Genomic DNA, 24,383 nt, shown 5'->3' with positions numbered 1-24,383 from the left:
TAACAATGGACTGACCAAAAGAAAACGCGGACTATTCCCCGACGTCAGGGGCACCGAGCAGCGCGGTGGCTATCCGCTCGTTCCACGCCGCAGGTGCTCCGAAGAGAACCCGGTCGAGCTTCGCGCGCTTGTAGAACAGATGCAGGTCGTGCTCCCACGTGTAGCCGATCGCCCCGTGCACGGTCAGCGCGGAATCCGCGAGGCCGGCGACCGGGCCGGTGACCTGTGCCTTGGCCACCGCCGCGACAGTCGCAGCGTCCACACGGGCCGCCTGGACCGCGGCCGCGGCGTACAGCGCCGTCGAATAGGCGGCCTCCACCGTGACGAGCATCTGCGCAGCCGCGTGCTTCACGGCCTGGAATGCGCCGATGAACTGGCCGAACTGCTTGCGCTGCTTGCTGTATGCCACCGCGAGGTCCAGCATCCGCTCGGCACTGCCCAGCGCGTCCGCGGCGACCAGCACCGCGGCCAGATCGGCGACGCGGGACAGCGCATCCCCGGCGGGCACGACCTCGGTGGCGAGCGCGCCGGTGAACTCGACAGTGCTCACCGAGCGCGCACGATCGAGGAGATCGCCGGGAGTGCGGACCGTCTGCGCGGCCGGGACCCTCGCGATGACGAGCCCCGAGGCCGCCCGCACGGGCACGAGCAGGACATCGGCTTCGGCGGCACCGAGCACATGCGGCACCACCCCGATCAGTCGGCCACCGTTCGCCGCAACGGGCACTGCATCCGGCACCCTGTCGGCGCGCACGACGAGCGCGAAACGCCGCTCCCCGGACAACTGGGCGGCCAGTTCGTCGCCGGTCAGCAACGGCGAGACCAGCGCCGCGGCCATCCACGACGAGTCGGGCACCGCGCCGCGGCCGAACTCTCGTGCGGCCAACGCGAGCTCGAGCACTCCCCCGCCCTCGCCACCGACTTCCTCCGGGTAACCGACACCCCACCAGCCCTCACCGATCAGCGCGGCGGTGACATTCGCGGTCTCACCCGAAGTCACCAGTGCGCGCACGGTGTCGATCGGAAACTTGGCGCCGATCCAATCCCGCAGCGACGAAGCGAACAGCTCCTGCTCCTCGGACAGCTCCCAATGCATTCTCACTCCTCAGTTCGCCGCCGTGCCGTGCACGACATCGCGGATGGCCTCGACGGCTTCCGGGTTCTCCGCACTCGACAGGTCACCCGGGTCGGTCCCGATCGCCGCGGCCCGCACAGCGCGGCGCAGGATCTTGGCCGACCGGGTCTTGGGCAAGGCGCGCACCGGCCAGACCTCGGCGGGCGCGAAGGGCTTGCCGACACCGGTCGCCACCAGGCGCCGCAGCTCGTCGGAGACACCCTCGACATCCGCGTCGGCCCGGGGCACCCAGAACACCCAGACCGTCTCGCCCTTCTTCGCATCGGGCACGCCGACCGCCGCTGCCTCGGCAACCGCGGGATGAGTGGTGAGCACCGACTCCACCTCCGCGGGGGCCAAGCGCTTGCCCGCGATGTTCATCACGTCGTCGGAGCGGCCGAGGATATACCACTGGCCGTCGTCGTCGACCAGCGCGAAGTCGCCGTGGCACCACATGCCGTCGAAGGTGGACCAATAGGACTCGAGGTAGCGCTCGCGATCGCGCCACACCCCGCGGGTCATGGCCGGCCAGGGCTGACGGCAGACCAGCTCGCCGATCTCGCCGCGCAGCGGTGCCCCGGTGTCGTCGACGACATCGACGTCCATGCCCAGCGAAGGCCCGCCGAGCGAGCAGCTCGGAATCGGCTCCACCGGGTAGGGCGCCAGGAAGGAACCGCCGACCTCGGTTCCGCCGGAGAAGTTGATCACCGGTACCCGGGCGCCGAAGACGTCGCGCGCCAGCCAGTCGTAGGAATCGGGATCCCACGGCTCGCCCGTCGAGCCGAGCACGCGCACCGAGGACAGATCCCGCGTCGCGATCTCGGCGAGTGGTGTCGCCTTGAGGGCGCGGATCAGCGTCGGGGAGACGCCGAGCATCGTGATTCCGTGCCGCTGCACCAGATCCCACAGCCGTCCGGCGTCGGGCACGTCCGGGGAGCCCTCGTAGAGCATCAGGGTGGCTCCGTTGGCGTGTGTGCCGAAGGCCGACAGCGGCCCCATCACCCAGCCCATGTCGGTGATCCAGCAGAAGGTGTCACCGGACGAGATGTCGAACGAGTACGCCACCTCGGTGGCCACCTTGATCGTGAACCCGGCGTGTGTGTGCACTGCCCCCTTGGGCTTTCCGGTCGTGCCGGAGGTGTAACCGAGCATCAGGGTCTGCATCGCGGGGAACGGCTGGAACGCGTAGGGCTGTCGATCTGCGCGCACGAGCGTGTCCCAAGCGGTGACGGCGACACCGGTATCGCCGAAATCCAGCTCGCCGCCGACGTTGTCCACGGTGACGACCACACGCACCGACGGGCTCTGCCGCAGCGCGACGGCGAGTTCGCCTGCCATCGGCACCGTCCGGCCGCGCCGGACGGTGCCGTCGGCGACCACAACGGCCTTGACCTGTGCGTCGGCGAGCCGCGCAGCGATGGCGGGGGCGGCGAATCCGGAGAACAGCGGCACCAGGATCGCGCCGAGTCCGGCGGCGGCGTAGCAGGCCACCACCGCCTCGGGAATCATCGGCAGATAGATGGCGACGGCATCGCCCTCGCCGATCCCTGACTCGGCAAGGCCCGCCGCGACCCGGCCCACCTGATCGGCCAGCTCGCCGTAGGTGAGGGTCCGAACGGTACCGTCCTCGGCCTCGTGCACGATGGCCGGGCGGTGCGCGCCCTCGCCGAGCCAGCGGGTGAGGCAGGCGTCGACGGCGTTGAAGGTGCCACCGACGAACCACTCGGGGAATGGGATCCCGCCGGACAGGTCGAGTACCTGTTCGTAGGGTGTCGTGAATGGGATGCCGAGGTCCTCGACGGCGGCGTTCCAATACCAGGGGACATCGGCGGTCGAGCGTCGTCGCAGTTCTGCGATCGAGTCGATGCCGTGCTTGCGCGCCAACCGCATCACGTTCGCATCCGCGATCCGCTCCGGGGTCGGATTCCAGACGTAGGTGCTCATCACGCCGCCTTTCTCAGCTCCGGGGCATTCCGAGCACACGCTCGGCCGCGATGTTGCGTTGGATGAAGGTCGAACCGCCGGCGATGGCGGTGCCGCGCGCCTGATAGGCGAGCCGCAGCCAGCGTTGCTGAACGGCGTCGGCGCTATCGCTTTCGGGCGCGAGCCCGAACTGGCCGCCGAGCTCACCGAGCGAGAGCCCGAAGTCGGCGATGTCCTCGACCAGCGGGCAGAAGTACAGCTTGCCGATGGAGGTCACCGGGCCCGGCGGCTCACCCGCTGCAGCGCCGGTCACCACCCGCTGACCGATCAGATAGTGGGTGAGCGCACGGCCGTAGAGGTCGGCGATCCGCTGCCGGATCTCCGCCTTCGCGGCCAACGGCAGGCCCTCGTCGTCGGTACTGCTTTCGACCTGCGCGACCAGGTCGCGCACCGCGCGGATGGTGTTCACCCGACCGGTCGCGATTCCGACGCGTTCGAAGGCGAGCGTGCCCATGGCGACATTCCAGCCACCGTCCACCTCACCGACCACCGCCGAATCCGGGACGAAGACGTCATCGAGGAAGACCTCGTTGAATTCGGCTTCGCCGAGCATGTGGGCGAGCGGGCGCACCGTGACCCCCGGAGCCGACATGGGCAGCAAGAAGTAGGTGATTCCTCGGTGCCGCTCGCCGCCGCCGGTCCGGGCGAGCAGAATGGCGTTGTCGGCGATTTGGGCGCGCGAGGTCCAGATCTTCTGGCCCTGGATCGACCAGCCGCCCTCGACCTTGGTCGCTTTAGTGCGCAGCGAGGCCAGATCCGAACCGGACTCCGGTTCGGAGAACAGCTGGCACCAGATCTCGGTGCCCTCCAGGATCGGCCGCAAGTAGCGCCGCTTCTGCTCGTCGCTGCCGAACGCCACGATGGTCGGGCCCGCGAAATCCTCGCCGATGATGTTCAGCCGTTCCGGGGCGCCCGCCCGATCCATCTCCTCGGTGAAGATGGCCTTGATCTTGGCGTCGGCGCCCGCGCCGCCGTACTCGGTCGGCCAGGACAGCCCGGCGAAGCCGGCCTCGAACAGCTTGCGCTGCCACGCCGCCCAATGGACACGCTTGTCCTCCAGCCGGGCGGGCTCGGGCCGGGGGAGCGTCGGCAGCGTCTCGGCCAGCCAATCGCGCACGCGAGCCCGGAATCGGGCTTCTTCCGGGGAATCGCTCAGATCCATCTGCACCTCCACACATCGTTAAGGACCAACGTTACAATAGGTCAGACCAAATGACTAGGAGGTATCGATGTCGCATACCGTCGCCGGAGAGGCGCCCGCAGGAGCCGTCCTCGACGTGGTGTCGTTCGCGGTGGAAGCGGGCAAGGTGCGTGAGTTCGCACGCGCCACCCGGGCTGCCGATCCGATCCATACCGATCCCGAAGCCGCCTCGGCGGCCGGATTCGGGGGCGTTCCCGCCACCCCGACCCACGTGGTCACGGCCGGCCACTATCGCGATCAGAAGCAGTTCGTCCGCGACCTCGGGCTGGCCATCGAGCGCGTGGTGGTGGGCTCGGTGGAGTGGGACTACCACCGGCCGCTACTCGTCGGCGATCGACTCACCGGAACACGCCGGGTCGTCGCCGACACCACCAAGGAGGGCAAACGCGGCGGCACCATGCGACTGGTGACGCTGGAGACGATCTGGACCGACGATGTGGGAGACACCGCCGTCACCCAGCGCGAAGTGCTGATCGAGAGGGGCCTGCGATGACCCGACCGCCATTGCCGCTGTCCGCGGGGCAGGATCTGGGAAACAGGACGATCGGCCCGGTCACCCAGACCGATATCGTCCGATTTGCCGGTGCCGGAGGCGATTTCAATCCCCTGCACCACGATCACGAGTATGCGGTGCGCGCCGGATTACCCGGCGTGATCTCGATGGGACAGATGCAGGCGGGCATGCTCGCCGCCTGGCTGAGCGACGTGGTGCATGTCGAACACCTGCTGTCCTACTCCGTGCGCTTCGCCTCGCCGCTCGCCCTCGGCGAGACGCTGGAGCTGGGCGGGCGAGTCGACGCGGTGCACGACGACATCGCCGAGACCAGCCTCACGGCGAGTGTCGAGGGCAGGATCGTGGTGAGTGCGACGGCGCGCGTGCGGATCATCCCGGCGGCGTAGCGGCCTGCGGTGCCTGTTCGTCGGCAGGCACCGCACCCTGACCTACATCGTCACAAACGATTCGACCACCCCGGGGCGACCTGTGCGCACTGCGGCTGCCCCTGCACTACGACAGTGGCCAGCGCGCACGGTTTGTTCGACGAATTGACCACACACACCTGCACCACCGCCAGCGAGCGGCCCTGGTGCAGCACGCGGCTGCGGAACGTTGTCATGCCCGCGGCGTCGGCGGGCCGGATATAGGAGATGTCGATGCTGGTGGTGCGCTGCGCACCGGTGGCGCCGAGCACTGTCATCGCGGCGAACTCCGCGCCCGCGATCAGGATGCCGCCGTGCACATTGCCCATCGCATTGGCCGCGAACACCGTGGACGGAAGTTCCAGAACGCCGGGTGCCGGTGTCCGGATACCCAGCGCAGACCGCAGCGGCACGTCGTCGGCGGGGACCAGGTCCGGAATCCTTGTCCCCGTGGGTGTCTCGGCCACCGGCACGAGATGGGAGCGTTGCACCACCAGCGCGAGCACCCGTCCGCGATCATCGGTCACAGTGCCGCGGGTTGTCCCGCCGCGCTCGTCGCGGCCGACGAGTTCGCCGGTCGCGGTCATCGGCGGGCCGTCCAGCAGTGGGTCGGCGAGAAAATCGATCCGAATGCCCAGACTCACCGGCCATTTGCCCGCGGGCGCGGACAAGGCGACCAGATAGCCGGTGACGTCGTCGAGCGGGACCCCGAGCGCACCCCGGCTACAGCCGGCCGCGTCGTCGCGCAGCCACGGCCCCGAATCCACGATCAACTGCGCACGCTGGGGCGCGAGAGTGACAGGGTTGACCCGGACCAGGGCCTCGGCACCTCCGAGTGGGAGCGGCGGGGTCGAGATCATCATTCCCGGTCAGTGCGCGCCGGCGGCCGCGGGCTGATCGAGTTCCTCGGCGATCCGCTTGCGCAGCAGATGCTTTTGAATCTTGCCGGTGGCTGTCATCGGCAGTTCGGTGACCGCGATGACGCGCTCGGGCGTCTTCTGGATCGCCACCCCGCGATCGACCAGGTACTGACGCAGTGTCTCGACGGTCGGGACCGGATGCCGCTCCTTGGCCACCACATAGCAGCACACCTTTTCGCCGAGCCGCTCGTCGGGCATGCCGACCACAGCCAGCGCGAGCAGGTCCGGATGGTCGGCCAGCTTGTCCTCGACCTCGCGGACGCTGATATTCATCCCGCCGCGGATCACGATGTCCTTGGTACGCCCGGTGACCCGGACGTAGCCGTCGGCGTCCATCACGCCGAGGTCGCCCGAACGAGAGAAGCCCTCGGGGGTGAACAACTCCGCAGTGTCCTCGGGCCGATTCAGGTACTCGATCATGTGCGAGGGGCCTCGGTAGGCGATGTCTCCCTCGGATCCGCGCGGCACCTCCAGCCCGTCGGCGCCGACCACCTTCACCTGGGCGCCCGGCAAGGCGGCGCCGTCGGAGGTGATCGCCCGCTTCGGATCATCGGCGACGGTGCAGGTGGTGGTGGACAGATTCTCGCTACGCCCGTACAGCGAGAGCACGCTGGTACCGGGCAATGCAGCCTTCGCGTGCTCCACCACCGCAGCCGGGATGGGCGAACCGGCGCAGGTCCACATGCGCAGCGAGGACAAGTTCGCGTCCGCGCGCTCTTCGGCGGCGGCGAGCAGGGTTTGCAGGAAGGTTGTCGCGGTCACCGCCGCGGTGCAGCCGTACTTCTCGATCTCCGCCAGCGCCTGCACCGGATTCCACTCCGCCATGATGTGGGTAGCTGCACCGGCCAGCAGCGGGAGGAGCACGCTGGTCACCAGACCGGTCGTGTGAGTGATCGGCGACGGGCCGAACTGCACGTCGTCCTCGGTATACCCGAAGGCCGCCCTCAGCGCGCGGGCACCGGAGGCATAGGTGTTGAAAGTGTGCAGGCACCCCTTGGGGCGCGAGGTGGTCCCCGAGGTGTACACGATCGCGAACGGATCATCGGGGTGCGACCGGTAACCCAGTTCCGCGTCGACCTGATCCACAGTCACTTCGCCGACGATCAGGTCGTCGAGCACCTCGATCCCGCGCTGCGCGAACGACTCTCGCGCCTCGCGCGGCGCACGAACCGCCACGATCGACTCGAGAGTCGACGCATCGCGACGGATCTCCTCGAACATGCCGACATGGTCGAAACCTTTGAACTCGGCAGGCGCGATGGCCATCCGGATGGCGGCGTCGGAGACGACGTGCGCCACCTCGTCTTTGCGATAGATCGGCATGATCGGGACCATCACGACACCGATCCGCGACAGTGCCGCCGCCGTCAGCACGAAGGCCGCCCAATTCGGCAACTGGACTGCCACGCGGTCACCGGGACGCAGACCGCGCCGGTACAGACCCAGCGCCAGTCGCTGCGAAGATTCGTAGAGTTCGGCGAAGGTCAGCGCGTAGGTGCCGTCGGTAACGAAGATCTTGCCGGGATTCGCCGCGGCCCGCTCTTTCAGGAGTTCGGTGAAGTTCTCGTCGGTCCACTGTCCGCTCGCGTAGAACTCGTCGATCTGCTCTGCGGTGTACCGGCCGAGGTTCCGCTCGCTGGTCATGCTGCCGTCCTCCATCAGTATGGCGCCCATATCAGTCTGAAGATTAGAATGGTTGGACCAATAGCGCAACGGTCCAGACCCCCAGTAGGCACGGCGGCACCCCCGGGGAGCCGCGGATTGCTCACAATTCACCCGAACGGGGGATTTGCCGGATCGAGAGGGTCAAAGTTTTGGTACGACCAAAATTACCATTGCGATCGTAGGATATTTTGTCATGCTGGAAGTGACGCCGTTCACACAATGAGGAGCAAGATGACGTCGATCGAGTACCGCGAGTTCTACATCGACGGTGGCTGGCACAAGCCGGCCACCGACGCCACCATCACCGTGCACTCCCCCAGCACCGAGCGGCAGATCGGCACGGTTCCCGCGGCAGCTCCGCAGGACATCGATCGGGCGGTCGCCGCAGCTCGGCGGGCCTTCGACGACCCACAGGGATGGGCGAGCTGGCATCCGGAGAAGCGTGCCGCAGTACTCGAGCGCTTCGCGACCGAACTGGAGGCACGCGCGGCCGAGACCGCCCGCAGGGTGTCGCTGCAGAACGGGATGCCGATCTGGCTGGCCGACCAGTTCGAAGGCGGATTCCCCGCGGTCCTGCTGCGCTACTTCTCCCAGCTGATGCTCGACGCCCCCGAAGTCGACGAACGTGCCGGGATGCTGGGCGGCACCGCCCGCGTCACCCGCCACCCGGTCGGTGTGGTGGGCGCGGTGGTGCCGTGGAACGTTCCGCAGGCCATCTCGTTCCTGAAACTGGCGCCCGCACTGGCGTCGGGTTGCACCGTCGTGTTGAAGCCGGCGGAGGAAACAGTGCTCGATGCCTTCCTGATGGCCGAAGCCGCAGCGGCCGCAGGCCTGCCCGCAGGTGTGCTCAATGTGGTGCCCGGCGGGCGCCAGATCGGCGCCTACCTGGTGGAACATCCAGGCATCGACAAAGTGTCGTTCACCGGGTCGACGGCCGCCGGCCGCAAGATCGCCGAGGCGTGCGGCCGGCTACTGCGCCCGGTCACTCTCGAACTGGGCGGCAAGTCCGCCGCCATTCTTCTCGACGACGTCGATCTCGACGCGTCACTCGAGTCGCTGTTCGGTGTGACGTTCCTGAACAACGGCCAGATCTGCTGGCTGAACACCCGCGTCCTGGCCCCGCGGTCGCGCTACGACGAAGTCGTCGACGCGCTCACCGCACTCGCCGAATCGTTGAAGATCGGCGATCCGCTCGATCCCACGACGAAGATCGGCCCGCTGGTCTCGGCTCAGCAACGAGACCGGGTAGAGGGTTACATCGCCAAGGGTCGCACCGAGGGAGCCCGGCTGACCACCGGCGGCGGACGCCCCGCCGGGCTGGACACCGGATACTTCCTGGAGCCCACGATCTTCGCCGACCTCGACAACTCGGCCACCATCGCCCGCGAAGAGATTTTCGGGCCGGTGCTCAGCGTGATCCCGTTCGCCGACGAGAACGAAGCGCTCGCCATCGCCAACGACAGCGACTACGGCCTCGGCGGCTCGGTGTGGTCGGCGGACGTGGAGCGCGCCGCCGAGCTGGCCGCGCGCGTTCAATCCGGGACCATCGGAGTCAATCACTACACCAATGACCCGGTAGCCCCCTTCGGCGGTATCAAGAGCAGCGGCATGGGCCGCGAACTCGGCCCCGAGGGTCTGCACACCTTCCAGCAGCTGCGCACGGTGTACCTGCCGCCCGCAGGCTGACCGAGGCTCCTGACCCGGCCGGTATAGCGTGTCCTACAGCACGTCCCTGAACGATGTGGAGAGTGTCGAGCCAATGGCGGTGATCGAACGGAACGGACCGGACTTCCAGGCCCGGGATGTGCGACGCTTTCTCGCTCGACTCCAGTCGGCCGGAGAAGAGCCGTTCGGTGCCGTCGCGTGCCGGGAAGCGTGTACGACGCTGGGCTTCTCCAAAGCGATGTTCTCCCGGGTGAGCGGCGCATCGTGGACACCGGAGCACGTCTATGTCAGGCCGGACCTCGAGGACGGTTTCCACGAACTCCGGCGTGCCGTCGACGGCACGCCGGTTCCGCTGTTGCGGGCGCCACGCGAGGCCGATCTGGTCCGGTACCGCCGCCCCTATCTGCTCGGCAGGCGGGCCTACCATCGTGGGGCCTACCGACCACTGATCGATCTGTCCGACCCGGCGGCCTACGCGGCGGCGCCGATCGTCGCCAACGGGCGCACCGTGGCGATCCTGCACGTGGACCGGAATCGCGAATCGGTCACCGACGATGACCTTCGTCTGCTGCTGATCGCAACCCGGATCTCCGGGCTGCTGATCGGAATCGAGGAGAACTCGCGACAACTGGAGCAACAGCGGGATCTGCTGGCGGGCATGGTCGCACACATCATCGACGCCGACACCGATCGGCCGGGTCGCGTGTTCCGCAGCGTCCGGGCCGAGCAGCCCGCGCCCGGAACCACGGCCTTCCCGGCGGCGCCCGAGTCATTGACCGATCGTGAGGAAGAGGTGTTGGGATTGCTGGCGACGGGCGCGGGCAACCGTCAGATCGCAGCTCAGCTCTTCATCTCCGACGGCACGGTGAAGGCCCATATCCGACGGATCTTCCGCAAGATCGGCGTCGAATCCCGCGCTCAGGCCGCCGCGTATCATCGGCGCACCCGCCTCGGCCCGACCTTCCGGACATGAGCGGCTACCACGGTGACATCGCCCGGATCGACGCGGCGGTGGCCGCCGTCACCGAAGCCTCGGACCGCGACACACTGGCCACCGTTCTGTGCTCGGCGGTCGCGGCCGTCACCGGAGCGAGAACTGTCGTACTCAGCGAAGGGACAGCGACGGCGCGCGAGGACATCGCCCGCTTCGACAGTCCCGGTGTGGCGCTCGGCCTTCGCCCCATCCAGGCTGGGCAGACAGTTCATGACGACGTTCGGCGGCGGACCGACCTCGACCCCCGCGCCGACGGTTCCCCGGTGACCGTGTTCGAGATCGAACCTGACGCCGGCCACACCCTTCTGCTCGTCGACGGCACGCTCACCGCTGAGGTACACGAGAACGTGCAGCTGCTGATCGACCTCGCGGTCGTCACCGCCGAGCGGCTCGACAGCGAAGAACGCCTGCGCGACCGGCAACTCCGGCTGCGAACGCTCGGCGAACAGCTACGCCTCCTGGATGCGGGCACGAGCGGCACCACGCCTCCTTCGAGCGAACGCGCCGCCGAGTTCGCGTCCGCAGCCGCACTTCTCACCGATCGAGAGCGCGACATTCTCGAAAGCATGCTGCAGGGCGCTTCCAACGCCGATATCGCCCGCGCGCATACTCTCTCCGTCGAAACCGTGAAGACTCACGTCAAGAATATTCTGCGAAAAATGGGAGCCGCCAACCGTGCCGAGCTCATTGCCCGGTCCGGTTGACGCGCATTCTCAAACAGCAGAATCGACTACCTCCACGTGCACCTCGTCCTGTTCACCGATGATCAACTGACAGGACAAACGGGAATTCGAACGCGCGCCCTCCAGGTATTCCACGAGTTCGGATTCTTCCGCGGAGGGCGGTTCGAACAGATCAGCCGATCGTTCCGGCAGATACACATGGCAGGTAGCGCACGAACAGCTGCCACCGCATTCGGCGACGATCCCGGGGAGATTATTCCGGACCGAACCGTCCATCACGCTCTGACCTGCGGGAACTTCGACAGTTTCCACAGTCCCGTCGGGCAGGTGGTATACGACTCGCGCCATGATCTCTCCTCGTCCGTGCCATGCGGCAGCATTGCCTGCATTCATCGTCGGACAAGCGTTCGGGGCGAATCATCCCCATGAGGACATATTCGGTGGCTCACCGGAGGGAGCCGTGACTCCGAACCATTTCCAGCCCATCCCTCTTCAGGTGCGAAGGTTACCCCGTCAGGGTGATGGCCATCACGTGATGCACGGCACAGAATTGTGTTCGTTCACACCCCGGCGAAAGCACGAGATAGGACTTTCGATGACGACCACGCAATCCCCCACCGAACTGCGAATCCCCGACGATGTGGCGAAGCAGATCGTAATGCCCGAAGGACATCGCGACGACGCGCGTCTGTTCGAGGCCTACCGGTGGCTGCGTGAGAACAATCCGCTCGGCCGCGCCGAGGTGGACGGCTACGACCCGCTCTACCTGGTGAGCAAGCACGCCGACATCATGGAGATCGAACGGCAGCCCGACATCTTCACCAGCGCCGGCGGAGAGAACAAGGGCGCCTACAACCCGATCCTGGCCAATCAAGCCGGCGATGAGTTCACCAAGTCGATCAACAACGGCAGCCTCCGCATCCTCGAGACCCTGACCTACCTCGACCCGCCCGAGCACACGGCGATCAAGGACATCGCCGCCGACTGGTTCCGGCCCAACAACCTCAAGCAGTGGGAGGACACGATCCGGACCCTGGCGCGCGAGTCGGTCGACCGACTGCTCGCTACCGACGGCCGAATCGATTTCGTCAAGGACTTCGCGTTGCAGTACCCGCTGCACGTCATCATGAGCCTGTTCGGCGTGCCCGAATCCGACGAGCCCCGGATGATGACGCTGACGCAGGAGTTCTTCGGCACAGCCGATCCCGATGCCGCCCGCGCCGACGTGGAGCCACTCACCCCGGACGCCGCCGCCAAGCAGTGGGTGGCGACCATCCAGGACTTCTACGCCTACTTCGACGCCCTGCTCATGGACCGACGCGCGAACCCGACCGGCGACCTGGCCTCGATCATCGCCGAGGCCAAGGACGAGTCCGGCGAGTACTTCGCCAAGGAGGTCGCCTACGGCTACTTCATCGCCATCGCGACGGCAGGTCACGACACCACCTCGTCCACTCTGGCCGGTGGCATCCACGCGATTTCGCAGACGCCCGGCCTGCTCGAGCGCCTGCAGGGCGATCTGTCGCTGGTGCCGCACCTGGTCAACGAGTCACTGCGCTGGGCCTCACCGGTCAAGCACTTCATGCGCACCGCGCTGCAGCCGTACGAGCTGCGCGGGCGCTCGATCCAGCCGGGCGACCGGTTCATGCTGCTGTACCAGTCCGGCAACCGGGACACCGACGTCTTCGATCGTCCCGACGTGTTCGACATCGACCGTAAGCCCAACAAGCACATCGCCTTCGGCTACGGCCCGCACATGTGCATCGGTCAGCATCTGGCCAAGATCGAGCTGCGCATCATGTTCGAGACGCTGCTGCCGCACCTGAAGGCCGTACGCCTGGCCGGCGATACCAAGTTCATCCAGACCAACTTCGTCGGCGGCCTGAAGAACATGCCGGTCGAACTGGAATTCATCGGGCGATGAGCGAGAACGAAGACCCGATCGTCATCGTCGGGGCCGGGCACGGCGGAGCAACTCTCGCGGCGCTGCTCCGCCAGTCCGGACACACCGGCGGTGTCGTGGTGATCGGCGCCGAACGGCACCATCCCTACCACCGGCCGCCGCTGTCGAAGAAATTCACCGGCCGCGACGCGTCCCAACCGCTGCGTCCCGCAGAGTTCTATCCCGAGAACGACATCGATCTGCGTCGCGGCATCCGGGTGAGCGCCATCGATCGGGCAGCCATGCGACTCCAGCTCTCGGACGGGTCGGCCCTGCCCTATCGGGCCCTCGTCCTCGCCACCGGCTCGACCCCCCGGTCGCTGCCGGTGCCCGGCGCCGATGCCGAGGGGGTACTGGCCCTGCGCACTGTCGAGGACGCGCTCGCGCTCGGTGCCGCACTCGAACGTGGCGATCGGCTGGCGATTGTCGGCGGCGGCTACGTCGGGATGGAGGTCGCGGCCGTCGCCAGGTCGGCCGGGGTCGAGGTGACCGTCATCGAGCGCGAGGAGCGAATCCTGGCCAGGGTCGCCAGCGCGGAGCTGTCCCGGCGGCTCTCCGACGCACACCGCGAGCGTGGCGCCGCGATCATGACGGGCGCGCAGGTGGCCGCTGTACGCACCCTCGGCGGCCGGGCCTGCGGTATCGAGCTCACCGACGGCAGCATCGTCACAGCAGACACCGTGCTGGTCGGCATCGGCGCCGTTCCCGAGGACCAGCTGGCGCACCACGCGGGACTGGCCTGCGACAACGGCGTACTCGTCGACGAGTGGAGCCGCACCAGCGATCCAGCGGTGTTCGCGATCGGCGACGTGGCGCGCCGTCCGCTCCCAGGAGCCGACGGCCTCGTGCGGCTGGAATCCATTCCGAACGTGACCGAGCAGGCTCGCCAGGTCACCGCAGCCCTGCTGGGCGCCGAACATCCCGGGCACGAGGTGCCGTGGTTCTGGTCCGATCAGTTCGACCTCAAACTCAAGATCGCGGGTCTGATCGCCCCCGGAGCCCGGGTCGTCGCCCGCGAAGGCAGCAAGCCCGGCACCTTCGCACTGTTCCACCTGACCGGTGAGGACAACGTAGTCGCGGTGGAAACCGCCAACGCCCCCGGCGAATTCATCGCGGGGAAGAAACTCGTCGCCGAGCGGACGAAGGTCGATCCCGGCCTGCTGGCCGATGCGGCGGTGTCGCTTCGTGATGTCACCGCCGCGTCGGCGGCCCGCGTATAGACCTGTCATCGAAGACATATCCAGGAGAACCCATGCAAGCACAGGCAGCACTGCTCACCGAGCAGGGCAGCGATTTCACTCTCACGCAGATCGACGTCGATGATCCACGCGCCGGCGAGGTACTCGTCCGGATCGAGGCCGTCGGCATCTGTCACACGGATCTCGCAGCCCGGGACGGGGTCCTGCCCATCGAATATCCCGGTGTCGTCGGGCACGAGGGCGCGGGCACGGTGATCGCTGTCGGTGACGGGGTGACGAAGGTGGCGGCCGGCGACAAGGTCGGGATCACCTTCAACAGCTGCGGCGAATGCGCCACCTGCACCACCGGCCGCCAGTCCTACTGCGAGAACTTCACGGCGTTGAACTACGGCGGCACCCGCCCGGACGGCAGCAAACCGCTCCAGCGCGATGGCAGCCCGATCGGCGGAATGTTCTTCGGGCAGTCCTCCTTCGCCCGTGCCGCACTCGCCAACGAGCGCAACGTGGTCAAGGTGGACGACGACATCCCGTTCGCGCTGCTGGCGCCGCTGGGATGCGGCGTGCAGACCGGAGTGGGCGCGGTGACCCGCTCGTTGCGCGCCGAGCCGGGCTCGGCCATCGTGATCGCCGGCGGCGGCTCGGTGGGCCTGTCCGCGGTGATGGGGGCGGTCCTCCAGGGATGCCGGACCATCATCATTGTCGAGCCCAATTCCGCACGTCGCGACCTCGCGAGCGAACTGGGTGCCACGCACGCCGTCGACCCCGCGGCCGGAGATCTGACCGAGCAGGTTCGCGCGATCGTTCCCGAGGGGGTGAACTACGTGATCGACACCACCGGAATCCCGGCGGTCATCGACGCGCTGATCGGCGCTACCCGCGTGAAGGGCACCGTCGGCCTGATCGGCGTTCCCTCGGACCCGTCCGGAGCCGTGAATCTCAACATCATCGCCACGCTCACCCTGGGGCTGACTGTCACCGGCATCATCGAGGGCGACAGTACGCCCGACGTTTTCATCCCCGAGCTCGTCGCGCTCTATCGCGCCGGGCGGTTGCCACTGGACAAGCTCGTGACCACCTTCGAGTTCGATCGCATCAACGAGGCAGTAGCGGCCCAGCACGACGGCAAAGTCGTCAAGCCCGTGCTGGTATTCGGCGATCACGATTGATCCCTGCCTCCTGAAGATGCCGGCACATGCATTGCGCGGTTCTGCTCGCCCCGGCGAACAGAACCGCGCATTGCCGTGTCCACGCCTCTCGTGCACACCCCCGGAAGAAAAGCTCTACAACCGACCGCATTCACAAGGCCGGGCCCGCGAGGAATTCCGCGCGGGCCCGGCCTCTGTTCCAGACGAGAACTCCCCGACTCGTTCAGCCGATCCGGCCGTTGGCCAGCGCCAGCACTCGCTGCGCTTGCTTCAGATGGGGCAGATCGAGCATCTTGCCGTCCAACGCCACCGTCCCGGCGCCGTCGGCGAAGGCGGTGATCACCCGGTGCGCGAATTCCACCTCGTCGGCGGACGGAGTGAAGGCGGCATTGATGGTGTCGACCTGAGCCGGGTGGATGGCGATCCGGCCGCTGAACCCCTCGGCCCTGGCCCGACGTGACGATTCGGCGAGCCCCTCCTCGTCGCGGATGTCGACGTACAGCGTTTCCACGGCTTCCACCTCCGCTGCCCGCGCCGCCATCAGGGTCAGCGAGCGCACCAGCTGGTAGGTCGTGGTCCACCGGCCGTCGGGTCCGGTGTTCCCGGACGCTCCGAGGGCAGCGCTGAGGTCCTCCGCACCCCAGGTGAGCCCGTAGAGCCGGTCGAGTTGCGCGGCGGCGAAATCGCCGAGCCGGAACGGGGCCACCGGGGTCTCGGTGGCGACGGGCAGCACCCGCACGCCCCCGCCGACGAGACCGTTCGCCGCTTCGAGGACGTCGAGGTAGTGCTGCACGCGGAGCACATCCGTGGGTCCCTCGATCTTCGGGATCATGATCCCGGCGGGTGCGGCCGGCACGACAGCCGCCAGATCGGCCAGTGCGTGCTCGGTGCCGAGCGGATTCATCCGAACCCAGAGCTGCGGCGTCGAAGCGGTACCATCCTGTGCCTGGATGAACTCCGATACCATTCGGCGCGCGAACGGTTTCCGGCTCGCGCCGACAGCGTCCTCCAAATCGAGGATGACGGCATCGGCGGTGGAGTCGGCCACCTTGGCGAGCTTCTTCTCACTGTCACCGGGCACGAACAGGAACGAGCGGATCGGCGCGGTCATCGCGGCCGCTTCCGTTGCAGACCGGCCCGCTTGCACGAGGCGACGACCTCGCCGTGCTGATTGAACGCGCGATGCAGGAAGACGACGACGCCCTGGTCCGGGCGCGACTTCGATTCGCGCAGTTCCAGCACCTCGGTCTCCACCCGAATCGTGTCACCGTGGAACAGCGGCTTGGGGAAGCGCACCTCGTCCCAGCCCAGATTCGCGACGGCGGTACCGAGCGTGGTGTCACCGACCGAGATTCCCACCATGAGCCCGAGTGTGAACGCGCTGTTCACCACACGCTGCCCGAACTCGGTGCCTTTCATGTATTCCTCGTCGAGATGCAGCAACGCGGGGTTGTGCGTCATCGCCGTGAACAGCACGTTGTCGGTCTCGGTGACTGTTCGCCTGATGGGGTGATCGAACTTCTGCCCCACTGTCAACTCGTCGAACCACACGCCGGCCAAATCCTCCACCTTCCTTCGGTTCAGATTATTAATGGTACGACCATTTGCAGATGGTCGTCAACGACCGTCACCGGGCCGACACGGGTCGAACCCGCAACACAGGTGCCGGTTCGCACGGAAGGTCCGAATGAAACCGAAAACCCACTTCGGATTCGCGGCGAACTCCTGCGCAACAGAACCGGAGCGTCCGACACCGAGCGAGGACCTCACACTCGATCACCTTCAGCGAAATGGTCTTACTATTGACGTAAGCTGTGTCACAGTCATCGATGACCACGGCAGGCCAGGAGGGTGATGTGCGCGACGATTGGACACCGGCTCCAGGGCCCGAATACGCGGGGCTCGGCACCGATCTCGAGGTTCGGATGCCCAGAGATGTCCGCCGACGCCACAGGCACCCCGCTTCGCAGTCGGCGTACGCAGTCCTCGACGCCGCGGAATCCCTCAGAGACAAGGATCCCCACTGCATAATCGCCGACACTCCGTCGACGATCTGTCGGCACCTCGGTTTCGGCCGCGCGATGATCTCGACGGTCCGAGGCTCGATGTGGATACCGCGATGCCTGCATGTCGATGGATTCGACAGCACAGCGCACCGACTCGAGCAGTTCATAGACGATGCTCGGTTCCCCCTGGCCATCGCCCCGCTCGAGACCGAACTCGTCCGCAAGCGGATGGGCGCGGTCGTCGACAAGCCGGCCGCCGACAAGAGAACCTTCAAGGAGATCGTCGACGCCTCGGGGTGCGCCGGCTATGTCGCCGCGCCGATCACGCTGCACGGGCGGACAATCGGGTTGCTGCACGCCGACCGTCCGCGGGAGCACGACGGCGTCACCGGCGAGCACCTCCAGCGGCTCGAACTGTTCTCCGAGTTCCTCTCGATCGCTTTCGAAGTGGCAGTACTGCGCAGCCGCACGACAGTTCAGGTCGAGCAACTCGGCGACATCATCGAGGCGATCAGACAACCTACCGACGAAGATGTCCCCGGCACCGCCGGCCAGATGAACGCCCGAGCACTCACGGCGAACCTCTCGATCCTCAGTCCCCGGGAGCGCGAGATCCTCGAGTACACGGCCACCGGAGCGACGAACGCCCAAATCGCCCGTTCCCTGGCCCTCTCCGAAGGCACAGTCAAATCCCACCTGCGGCAGATCAGCAGAAAACTGAACACGACAAGCCGCGCCGCAGCGGTCGCGACCTTCCTCCGGATGAGCCGCACCGCGACCTCCCCGGCGCGATGAGCCGACATACCCCCGCCGGCACGCTGGACCTCCTCACCGACGCAATCCGGCGCCTGAAGAGCATCACCGCCCCCGGCCTCCTCGAGCAGACGATCTGCATCGGACTCGTCGAGTCCTTCGGATTCGATGCCGCCGCGATCTCCCGGATCGATGGCGGCACCCTGACCTCGACCGCGTGCGCCGGAGCGACGGTCACCAACAGGCCAGCACGTCTTCCGCTGGCGGCCTGCTCGATCGAACGCGCGGCTGTCCGCTCCAGGCGCACCACGGCCGCCGACGACCACGACGAGGGCGCAACCGACAGGTTTGCCCAGCTTCTGGGTACCTCCCGCTATACCGTCACTCCACTCACGGTCGAGTCGCAAACCGTCGGCATGATCCACGCCGCCCAGCGACACTCCACATCCTTCGAGCCCGACGCGGTCGAACTACTGGAAACACACGCACGGGCATTCACCTGGATCTCCGAGCGCAACCTGCTGATCGACCGGATGAACAGACAACGCCTGGCGATGGCGGCTGCGGCACGGCGGCTGGCCGAGGAGGCCGAGAAACTCACCAACACCGGCATCGTCCTCGATATCGATGACCCGACCGAGCACCTCCCGGCGCCGACGACATCACGCGCCTCTCACTTCGACCGAATGCTGACCGCGCGCGAACGGGAAGTACTCGAACTGATGGTCACCGGCGCTTCGAACGCCGAGATCGCCCGCGAACTCGTCGTGGGAACCGAGACGGTGAAGTCGCACGTCAAGAGCATCCTGCGCAAGACCGGCGCGATCAACCGGGCCGAAGCGATCACGCTCTACGTATCCGGCTCCTGACGCGCACCGCCACCATTCAGCAATCGAGTGTTCGTGTGGTTGACCTCACATCCGACCTAAGATATGGTCCAACCATTTCATGATGTAACCAGGCGGATTCCGTCCTACCTGTATGCGAGGGACCACCAGCAGGGGTCGCGCCGCCTCGGGAGGCACCATATCGGTGTCCGTATGCCGCAGGAGAGTGCAATGAAGGACCGGATGCGGACTTCTCAACTGGACAGATTGTTCGCCGATGCCATAGGTCGTGGTGACGGTCTGGTTCAGCACGAACTCACAGTGATCGTCGAGGAGGATACGGCGGCACTCGAGTACGTGCGGGGAACTCTGCTCGCTCAGCTCCTGTCGCGCACATTGACCAATGGCCAGGTGCGCCGTGCCGCAGAACTCCTGACCGGCATCGAGAAAGTACGTCGACGGACCATTCGCGCCCGGATCACTGCGTACCGACGAGAGTTCGAGGGTATCGAACGGATGTACACATCGCTGGCCAGGACACCGCGGTCACGACTGCCCTTCGAGGTCACCACCAAGGTCTGCCACGACCTCGGGTTCGCGAAGTCGATGTATTCCTCCGTCCGTGGACAGGTTTGGGCACCGATCACGATCGCGATCCACAACGAGCTCGGAGGGTTCGACGACCTCCGGAGAGCTGTGAACGGTGAAGTCGTCCCGAAAGGGGCAGCGCCACGTGAGGAGGGAATAATGCGCCGCCCCCGGGGGATGGCGGTCGAGTACGCGGATACCCTCCGTGACACGTACAAACCTCTGATCGAGCTGTCGAGACCACGCGGCTATGTGGTCGTGCCCGTCGTCGCCGGTGGACAGGTCTGCGGGATCATCCACGCCGACCACAACCACCTCCCGATCGACGCACCCGACCTCGAGGTGCTCCGGACCGTCGGCGACATCTGCTCGTCGGCGGAGGAGACGGCACTGCTGCGCTCACGGTGCGAATCTCAGCATCGTCGGATCCAGGACGAACTGATCGCCATGCAGAGCGCTCTGGCCGATCTCGAGAAGTCGCGTGTCAGTTTCGCGGAGGCGGCCGGGGGCGACCCGGCCGCTACCAGCGATACCCGCACACCAGTCGCCTTGACGACGCGCGAGTACGAAGTCTTCGAACTCGTTGCGCGCGGCCGGCCGAACGCCGAGATAGCTCGGCGCCTGTTCGTTTCGCAAACAACAGTGAAATCCCATATAGGTCGCATCTATCGCAAACTGGGGATCTCCACCAAGGCGGAGGCCGCTGCCGCGTATCGCTGTCTCGCGCTGCGCGACACCGAGGACGACGGAGATCAGATCTGATGTCGAACGACCCCGCAGACGACGCCACCGAACTGGTATCGGAGCAGATCGATCGGATGATGGCAATGCTTGCGGCGGACACATCACACGACCCCGCGAAGATCGGTTCACGGCTCGCCGAGCTCGTTTCCCGGCGAGCCGCCTTGGACTCCGACCGACTCCACAGAGCCGAGTCCACGATGTCGGCGCTGCGGCGGGCACACGACCGGATCCGATCGGCGCGCGGCCTGGTCGACATCATCGATGCCGTCTGTCCGGCCGTCGCCTCTATCGCCCGCACCGATGACGTGGTGCTTCACGAGTTGGATGGCATGTTGGCAACGCCGGTCGCCACGTCGGCACGTGATCGAGTGCCACGGCCGTTCAGCGCCCAGGACGCTGTCGCCGAAGACGGTCGGCTTCCCCTCGTATTCGGATGCAAGGGAATGACAGTCTTCCGCCTCGACGTCGACGGCGGCCCCCGTGGACTGGTCGCTGTCGCCGGATCCCTCGACAGCGACACAGTTCGCGCGGTGAGAGCTTTCGTCACCTCCGTCGGTGCCGCGATCGCATTGACAGATATGCGAGAGCGCCGGAATCGGCACCGGGAGCTGTATGCCTCCATATCCGGATGGCGTCGTCACGCCGGGATTGTCTTGCGGCCGGAAACTTCGAGCGCGGTTTCCCTCACGGTGCCCGAAGCGCTCACCCGCCGAGAAGCCGAGATCTTCAGAATGATGCTCACCGGCTCCTCGAATGCGGCTATCGCCGAGCAGCTCGTCGTTTCCATAGAAACGGTCAAATCGCATGTGAAGCAGATCCTGCGAAAATGCGATGCCGCGAACCGCGCGGAACTGATCGGCCGCTATGGCCGTGCGGGCATGTCACGCTCAATCGAGCGAACCGCACCAGCGGGCGCAGTAGGAGAATTCCCCCTGTAGGAGCAATCTCTACAGTCCCGACGAGGGATGTGACTGTGGTCTCATCATGTGATGATCGTCTGAGCGACAACACTTTTCGACAGGGTCGATCACGACCGCGGGACGATACGACGCCTCTGTTCGTCGAACTGGGTTGTCGCGAGAATGTGCCGGCGAGGCCGGCGTCACGCTGAACCCGGCTCGACGAAAGGAATATCGAGATGCAACCACCGCTGACCGCTCCCCCGGAGGTTGTGGATAAAAATTTCCCGACTCGCGAATGGATGAGCGATCTGTCGCGCCGACTCCCCACCGAGCCGGAGATCGAGCGGGTACTGACACGGAAACTCGAGCGGCGCGCCGACGGCCCGTTCAACTGGCCGACGTTCGCGGATCTCGAAGCCGGCCTGCATTCCCTGCTTTCGGCCGAACTGGGAAACCGATTCCACGGCGTGGACAACCCGCGATGGCTCGCGGGCGGCGCCTCGAAAGTGCAGGTCTACTTCGAACTGTCCTGGACCGACGACGACGGGGTGAAGACGCGCACTCCTATGGTGCTCCGAATGGATCCTGCGGCATCCATCCAGGAAACCAGCCGGCGTCGCGAGTTCGAACTGCTGAAGGCCTTCCGAGGCGTCGTCCCGGTGCCCGAGGTCTACTGGCTCGACGACGCGGCCGAACACTTGCCATATCCTGCACTCGTGTCCGGCTTCGTGCCCGGCGTGACGAAACCCACCGATGGGGCGAAAAGCGTCTCCGGCCTCAAGGCCACGCTCGGCCCGACACTGCGGAAGACGCTGGGAGAGCAGTTCATCCGGCATCTCGCGACCATCCACAATCACGACGTCGATGATCCCTGCCTGCGGAGCTTCGAGCGGCCGACCGATCCCGTCGACGTCCTCTCCGCCCAGATCAACGCGTGGGATCGGGTATGGCAGGAAGACTCGGACTACGAGGTTCCGCTGGTCCGTCTGGCTTTTGCGTGGCTACGGCGGAATCTTCCCGAGATCGATCGGCTCAGTGTCGTGCACGCCGACTATCGGACCGGGAACTATCTGTTCACCGAGGCCGACACGACGATGACCGCGATCCTCGACTGGGAGGGCGGTCACATCGGCGACCGGCACGAGGACCTCGCCTACACCGTCAATCGGATGTTCGGCAGCGACGACGAAAACGGGAATTTCCTGGTGAGCGGACTGATGCCCGAGGAACAGTTCCTCCGCGAGTACTCGGAGGCGTCGGGATTACCCGTGATCCCGAAGTCACTGCAGTTCTGGAAGATCTTCAACTGCCTCAAGACCGTCATCATCAGTCTCGGCACCGCGTATCGGATCAGCGCGAACCGTAAGACCCACCAGGACGTCCTGGTCGCCTGGATCATCGGCACCGAAGGCGTCCTCCTGGAAGAACTCCGTTCGAATCTCGAGGAAGTGATCTGATGCAACTCCGTTCCGAGCTCCGTCTCCGCACCGCGATCGAAGCGATGACCCGAGTCGTCATTCCCGCGCTGCCCGCGGACGACCAACTGGCGAATGAGCAGGCCCAACTGGTTGTCGGCATGCTGTCGAACGCCCTCGAATGGCTTCCGTGGGAGTTCGCGTTCGATCGGGCCGAGCTGTCGAGCCTCGTCGACGCGGCGTCCGAAGCTGCCGAGACCTCGACCTCACCGGTAGTCGACAACGCGATCCGAACCGCGAAGGACATCCTGGCTCGCGCAGGCGCGGACCCACGCGACCTCGTGGCCGGCGTGCGAGAGCTACGCACCGCACTGGCGGCACACGTCGACAGCGTGTACGAGAGCGGCAGCGCGGAGGAACAGCGGGCCGTCAGCAGGTCCGTGCTCGATGCGGTCGCCCGAGAAACGCCACTGCTGCGCTCGGCTTATCAGGGCCACGGCTTCGAAGGACCGGCGACGTTACCTCCGCTCTCGACGTTGCTGACCGAACCCCGATAACCCTGGCATCTCTACCGGTCCGCGAAGAAATCTCTGGCGCATCGGACGCCTCGCCGGACCAGGAATGAGGATTGGAACAGAATGAACGAACTGACAAAACTGGCCCACAACTTCCCCACGGAGCACGCGTATCGACACAAGCTCCGCGACGACGGACGTGAGTCTCTCGCTCACATGTTGTTGATGCCCGAGCACGGCATTGCCGGATTCGTCTACCCGACAATGCGCGCACACGGAGACGCGAAGGGGCGTGCCTATCTGTTCGGCCCCTCGCTTCCCGAGCCCGTCACCGAAGAAATCGAAGAACCGCTCGTCGCCGACATGGACTTTTCGGACTGGCGAGTCGGCCCGCTCGAGATGGCGGTGCGCCAGCCGCACCAGAGCGTCGACCTGAACTGGAAAGGCGACCGGATTCGCCTGCAAGGCCGTTACGAGGCGTTGCATCCGCCCTATGCGTTCAGCATGCATCCGGCGGGAAACCCGCCGTACTACGGCGATGATCGTACCGAGCAGCACGGTCGCTTCACTGCCGATCTGACCGTCGACGGCCGACAGCTGAGTCATGAAGGCTTCCTCATCCGAGACCATTCGTGGGGACCGAGGGTCTGGGGGCTGAACCAGCACCACAAGTGGATTCATGCGGTCACCTCGAACTGTTCGGTACACCTTTTCCAGATGCAGTCCTTCGGCCGAGTCCATCAGCACGGCTACGTCTACCGAGACGAGACCCTCGCTCATGTTCAGTCGGTGGAGTACAGCGTCGCCTTCGACCCGACGATGATGCAGCAGAGCATCCGGGCAGATATCGTCGACTCCGAGGGTCGCAAGACGATCATGGAGTCCGAGACGTTCGCCAGTATCCAGCTCGGCGCGTGGGACCCGAACGTCTATCTCAACGAGGCTGCGCTGCAGGTCACCGTGGACGGCGATGCCGGCACCGGATGGGCGGAATTCTGTTGGAACAAGAACTACTTCGACTTCGCACACAGTTATGTGACGGAGTACGGAGCGCGGTGACCTGAGACGCAGCTCGGTCTCACCAGCACACGTTCGGGGTCGTCGGCATCTGCCGGCGGCCCCGAACTCGTTCTGTCTCGTTGCGAGAGAACGCATCTGCTCGGAGAAAGCCGAACCGGCTCACGAGCACACAAAGTCCGATCGA

General features: G+C 66.2%; 23 protein-coding genes. 15 read left to right on the top strand and 8 right to left on the bottom strand.

All coding sequences use genetic code 11. The annotated features are described in order from the left end of the window. Positions 1 to 31: 31 nt before the first annotated feature. The 3 genes from ON26_RS09925 to ON26_RS09915 are packed head-to-tail and all read right to left on the bottom strand — an operon-like array spanning position 32 to position 4,259. Positions 32 to 1,096, bottom strand: coding sequence for an acyl-CoA dehydrogenase family protein (locus ON26_RS09925; RefSeq protein ID WP_040795736.1), 1,065 nt, complete (start codon positions 1,094 to 1,096; stop codon positions 32 to 34). 9 nt (positions 1,097 to 1,105) lie between these two features. After that, complete coding sequence (locus ON26_RS09920) at positions 1,106 to 3,058, bottom strand: AMP-binding protein (RefSeq protein ID WP_040795735.1); 1,953 nt, start codon at positions 3,056 to 3,058, stop codon at positions 1,106 to 1,108. A gap of 13 nt (positions 3,059 to 3,071) precedes the next feature. Next, positions 3,072 to 4,259, bottom strand: coding sequence for an acyl-CoA dehydrogenase family protein (locus ON26_RS09915; RefSeq protein ID WP_040795838.1), 1,188 nt, complete (start codon positions 4,257 to 4,259; stop codon positions 3,072 to 3,074). A 67-nt stretch (positions 4,260 to 4,326) separates the two neighbouring features. Between ON26_RS09915 and ON26_RS09910 the strand changes: the two genes are divergently transcribed. Together ON26_RS09910 and ON26_RS09905 are read left to right on the top strand one after the other, a co-directional pair. After that, positions 4,327 to 4,791, top strand: a complete 465-nt coding sequence (locus tag ON26_RS09910; RefSeq protein WP_040795734.1) for an FAS1-like dehydratase domain-containing protein — start codon at positions 4,327 to 4,329, stop codon at positions 4,789 to 4,791. Next, positions 4,788 to 5,198: a MaoC/PaaZ C-terminal domain-containing protein gene (locus ON26_RS09905; protein ID WP_040795733.1), complete on the top strand. Its 411-nt coding sequence runs from the start codon at positions 4,788 to 4,790 to the stop codon at positions 5,196 to 5,198. Before ON26_RS09910 ends, ON26_RS09905 begins: the two co-directional genes overlap by 4 nt. Before the next feature lie 50 nt (positions 5,199 to 5,248). Here the strand turns inward: ON26_RS09905 and ON26_RS09900 are convergent, their stop codons facing one another. Further along, positions 5,249 to 6,079, bottom strand: coding sequence for a hotdog fold thioesterase (locus tag ON26_RS09900; protein WP_040795732.1), 831 nt, complete (start codon positions 6,077 to 6,079; stop codon positions 5,249 to 5,251). 6 nt (positions 6,080 to 6,085) lie between these two features. Further along, complete coding sequence (locus ON26_RS09895) at positions 6,086 to 7,780, bottom strand: AMP-binding protein (RefSeq protein ID WP_040795837.1); 1,695 nt, start codon at positions 7,778 to 7,780, stop codon at positions 6,086 to 6,088. 252 nt (positions 7,781 to 8,032) lie between these two features. Here ON26_RS09895 and ON26_RS09890 point away from each other — a divergent pair, with 252 nt between their 5' ends. From ON26_RS09890 to ON26_RS31555, 3 genes are all read left to right on the top strand, one after another. Beyond that, positions 8,033 to 9,487, top strand: a complete 1,455-nt coding sequence (locus tag ON26_RS09890; protein ID WP_040795731.1) for an aldehyde dehydrogenase — start codon at positions 8,033 to 8,035, stop codon at positions 9,485 to 9,487. A gap of 73 nt (positions 9,488 to 9,560) precedes the next feature. Further along, the gene (locus tag ON26_RS09885) at positions 9,561 to 10,439 is read left to right on the top strand and encodes a helix-turn-helix transcriptional regulator (RefSeq protein WP_040795730.1); all 879 of its coding nucleotides are present in this window, start codon (positions 9,561 to 9,563) and stop codon (positions 10,437 to 10,439) included. Beyond that, positions 10,436 to 11,164: a helix-turn-helix transcriptional regulator gene (locus tag ON26_RS31555; RefSeq protein ID WP_051026886.1), complete on the top strand. Its 729-nt coding sequence runs from the start codon at positions 10,436 to 10,438 to the stop codon at positions 11,162 to 11,164. The genes ON26_RS09885 and ON26_RS31555 overlap by 4 nt, the downstream gene beginning before the upstream one ends. A 9-nt stretch (positions 11,165 to 11,173) precedes the next feature. On the opposite strand, the gene ON26_RS09875 is transcribed toward ON26_RS31555, so the two are convergent. After that, on the bottom strand, positions 11,174 to 11,491 hold the full coding sequence (locus ON26_RS09875; protein WP_040795729.1) for a 2Fe-2S iron-sulfur cluster-binding protein: 318 nt from the start codon (positions 11,489 to 11,491) through the stop codon (positions 11,174 to 11,176). A 247-nt stretch (positions 11,492 to 11,738) separates the two neighbouring features. On the opposite strand from ON26_RS09875, the gene ON26_RS09870 reads away from it, so the two are divergent. The 3 genes from ON26_RS09870 to ON26_RS09860 are packed head-to-tail and all read left to right on the top strand — an operon-like array spanning position 11,739 to position 15,450. Continuing rightward, positions 11,739 to 13,067, top strand: a complete 1,329-nt coding sequence (locus ON26_RS09870; RefSeq protein ID WP_040795728.1) for a cytochrome P450 — start codon at positions 11,739 to 11,741, stop codon at positions 13,065 to 13,067. Further along, positions 13,064 to 14,305, top strand: coding sequence for an NAD(P)/FAD-dependent oxidoreductase (locus tag ON26_RS09865; protein ID WP_040795727.1), 1,242 nt, complete (start codon positions 13,064 to 13,066; stop codon positions 14,303 to 14,305). The genes ON26_RS09870 and ON26_RS09865 overlap by 4 nt, the downstream gene beginning before the upstream one ends. Before the next feature lie 32 nt (positions 14,306 to 14,337). Next, positions 14,338 to 15,450, top strand: coding sequence for an NAD(P)-dependent alcohol dehydrogenase (locus ON26_RS09860; RefSeq protein ID WP_040795726.1), 1,113 nt, complete (start codon positions 14,338 to 14,340; stop codon positions 15,448 to 15,450). A gap of 202 nt (positions 15,451 to 15,652) precedes the next feature. Here the strand turns inward: ON26_RS09860 and ON26_RS09855 are convergent, their stop codons facing one another. Beyond that, entirely contained in the window at positions 15,653 to 16,540 is an 888-nt protein-coding gene (locus ON26_RS09855) for an HpcH/HpaI aldolase/citrate lyase family protein (RefSeq protein WP_040795725.1), read from the bottom strand. Continuing rightward, a complete protein-coding gene (locus ON26_RS09850) occupies positions 16,537 to 16,998 on the bottom strand; it encodes a MaoC family dehydratase (RefSeq protein ID WP_373280932.1) in 462 nt (153 codons plus the stop codon). The genes ON26_RS09855 and ON26_RS09850 overlap by 4 nt, the downstream gene beginning before the upstream one ends. A gap of 260 nt (positions 16,999 to 17,258) precedes the next feature. Between ON26_RS09850 and ON26_RS09845 the strand changes: the two genes are divergently transcribed. The 7 genes from ON26_RS09845 (at position 17,259) to ON26_RS09815 (ending at position 24,238) form a co-directional block, all read left to right on the top strand. Next, complete coding sequence (locus tag ON26_RS09845) at positions 17,259 to 18,230, top strand: LuxR C-terminal-related transcriptional regulator (RefSeq protein WP_083883981.1); 972 nt, start codon at positions 17,259 to 17,261, stop codon at positions 18,228 to 18,230. Beyond that, complete coding sequence (locus ON26_RS33850) at positions 18,227 to 19,057, top strand: LuxR C-terminal-related transcriptional regulator (protein ID WP_040795724.1); 831 nt, start codon at positions 18,227 to 18,229, stop codon at positions 19,055 to 19,057. The genes ON26_RS09845 and ON26_RS33850 overlap by 4 nt, the downstream gene beginning before the upstream one ends. A gap of 189 nt (positions 19,058 to 19,246) precedes the next feature. Further along, complete coding sequence (locus ON26_RS09835; RefSeq protein WP_040795723.1) at positions 19,247 to 20,365, top strand: helix-turn-helix domain-containing protein; 1,119 nt, start codon at positions 19,247 to 19,249, stop codon at positions 20,363 to 20,365. Then, complete coding sequence (locus tag ON26_RS09830; protein WP_040795722.1) at positions 20,365 to 21,285, top strand: helix-turn-helix transcriptional regulator; 921 nt, start codon at positions 20,365 to 20,367, stop codon at positions 21,283 to 21,285. The genes ON26_RS09835 and ON26_RS09830 overlap by 1 nt, the downstream gene beginning before the upstream one ends. 200 nt (positions 21,286 to 21,485) lie before the next feature. Continuing rightward, positions 21,486 to 22,706 carry a phosphotransferase family protein gene (locus ON26_RS09825; RefSeq protein WP_040795721.1) on the top strand — a complete coding sequence of 407 codons (1,221 nt, stop codon included), beginning with the start codon at positions 21,486 to 21,488 and terminating at the stop codon, positions 22,704 to 22,706. Beyond that, positions 22,706 to 23,221 (top strand): hypothetical protein, encoded by a 516-nt coding sequence (locus ON26_RS09820; protein ID WP_040795720.1) that lies wholly within the window; start codon positions 22,706 to 22,708, stop codon positions 23,219 to 23,221. Before ON26_RS09825 ends, ON26_RS09820 begins: the two co-directional genes overlap by 1 nt. Positions 23,222 to 23,302: 81 nt before the next feature. Next, on the top strand, positions 23,303 to 24,238 hold the full coding sequence (locus ON26_RS09815; protein ID WP_040795719.1) for a DUF7064 domain-containing protein: 936 nt from the start codon (positions 23,303 to 23,305) through the stop codon (positions 24,236 to 24,238). The last annotated feature ends 145 nt before the right edge of the window (positions 24,239 to 24,383 follow it).

The organism is Nocardia higoensis NBRC 100133, assembly GCF_000308595.1.
Lineage (GTDB): Bacteria > Actinomycetota > Actinomycetes > Mycobacteriales > Mycobacteriaceae > Nocardia > Nocardia higoensis.
Note: the sequence above shows the minus strand (reverse complement) of the source record. Positions and strands in the feature narration are given on the sequence as shown.

What these genes read in the sequence shown, in the direction of transcription:
- ON26_RS09925 (WP_040795736.1), bottom strand. Translation starts at nt 1,096, where the DNA reads ATGCATTGGGAGCTGTCCGAGGAGCAGGAGCTGTTCGCTTCGTCGCTG.
- ON26_RS09920 (WP_040795735.1), bottom strand. Translation starts at nt 3,058, where the DNA reads ATGAGCACCTACGTCTGGAATCCGACCCCGGAGCGGATCGCGGATGCG.
- ON26_RS09915 (WP_040795838.1), bottom strand. Translation starts at nt 4,259, where the DNA reads ATGGATCTGAGCGATTCCCCGGAAGAAGCCCGATTCCGGGCTCGCGTG.
- ON26_RS09910 (WP_040795734.1), top strand. Translation starts at nt 4,327, where the DNA reads ATGTCGCATACCGTCGCCGGAGAGGCGCCCGCAGGAGCCGTCCTCGAC.
- ON26_RS09905 (WP_040795733.1), top strand. Translation starts at nt 4,788, where the DNA reads ATGACCCGACCGCCATTGCCGCTGTCCGCGGGGCAGGATCTGGGAAAC.
- ON26_RS09900 (WP_040795732.1), bottom strand. Translation starts at nt 6,079, where the DNA reads ATGATGATCTCGACCCCGCCGCTCCCACTCGGAGGTGCCGAGGCCCTG.
- ON26_RS09895 (WP_040795837.1), bottom strand. Translation starts at nt 7,780, where the DNA reads ATGACCAGCGAGCGGAACCTCGGCCGGTACACCGCAGAGCAGATCGAC.
- ON26_RS09890 (WP_040795731.1), top strand. Translation starts at nt 8,033, where the DNA reads ATGACGTCGATCGAGTACCGCGAGTTCTACATCGACGGTGGCTGGCAC.
- ON26_RS09885 (WP_040795730.1), top strand. Translation starts at nt 9,561, where the DNA reads ATGGCGGTGATCGAACGGAACGGACCGGACTTCCAGGCCCGGGATGTG.
- ON26_RS31555 (WP_051026886.1), top strand. Translation starts at nt 10,436, where the DNA reads ATGAGCGGCTACCACGGTGACATCGCCCGGATCGACGCGGCGGTGGCC.
- ON26_RS09875 (WP_040795729.1), bottom strand. Translation starts at nt 11,491, where the DNA reads ATGGCGCGAGTCGTATACCACCTGCCCGACGGGACTGTGGAAACTGTC.
- ON26_RS09870 (WP_040795728.1), top strand. Translation starts at nt 11,739, where the DNA reads ATGACGACCACGCAATCCCCCACCGAACTGCGAATCCCCGACGATGTG.
- ON26_RS09865 (WP_040795727.1), top strand. Translation starts at nt 13,064, where the DNA reads ATGAGCGAGAACGAAGACCCGATCGTCATCGTCGGGGCCGGGCACGGC.
- ON26_RS09860 (WP_040795726.1), top strand. Translation starts at nt 14,338, where the DNA reads ATGCAAGCACAGGCAGCACTGCTCACCGAGCAGGGCAGCGATTTCACT.
- ON26_RS09855 (WP_040795725.1), bottom strand. Translation starts at nt 16,540, where the DNA reads ATGACCGCGCCGATCCGCTCGTTCCTGTTCGTGCCCGGTGACAGTGAG.
- ON26_RS09845 (WP_083883981.1), top strand. Translation starts at nt 17,259, where the DNA reads ATGACCACGGCAGGCCAGGAGGGTGATGTGCGCGACGATTGGACACCG.
- ON26_RS33850 (WP_040795724.1), top strand. Translation starts at nt 18,227, where the DNA reads ATGAGCCGACATACCCCCGCCGGCACGCTGGACCTCCTCACCGACGCA.
- ON26_RS09835 (WP_040795723.1), top strand. Translation starts at nt 19,247, where the DNA reads ATGAAGGACCGGATGCGGACTTCTCAACTGGACAGATTGTTCGCCGAT.
- ON26_RS09830 (WP_040795722.1), top strand. Translation starts at nt 20,365, where the DNA reads ATGTCGAACGACCCCGCAGACGACGCCACCGAACTGGTATCGGAGCAG.
- ON26_RS09825 (WP_040795721.1), top strand. Translation starts at nt 21,486, where the DNA reads ATGCAACCACCGCTGACCGCTCCCCCGGAGGTTGTGGATAAAAATTTC.
- ON26_RS09820 (WP_040795720.1), top strand. Translation starts at nt 22,706, where the DNA reads ATGCAACTCCGTTCCGAGCTCCGTCTCCGCACCGCGATCGAAGCGATG.
- ON26_RS09815 (WP_040795719.1), top strand. Translation starts at nt 23,303, where the DNA reads ATGAACGAACTGACAAAACTGGCCCACAACTTCCCCACGGAGCACGCG.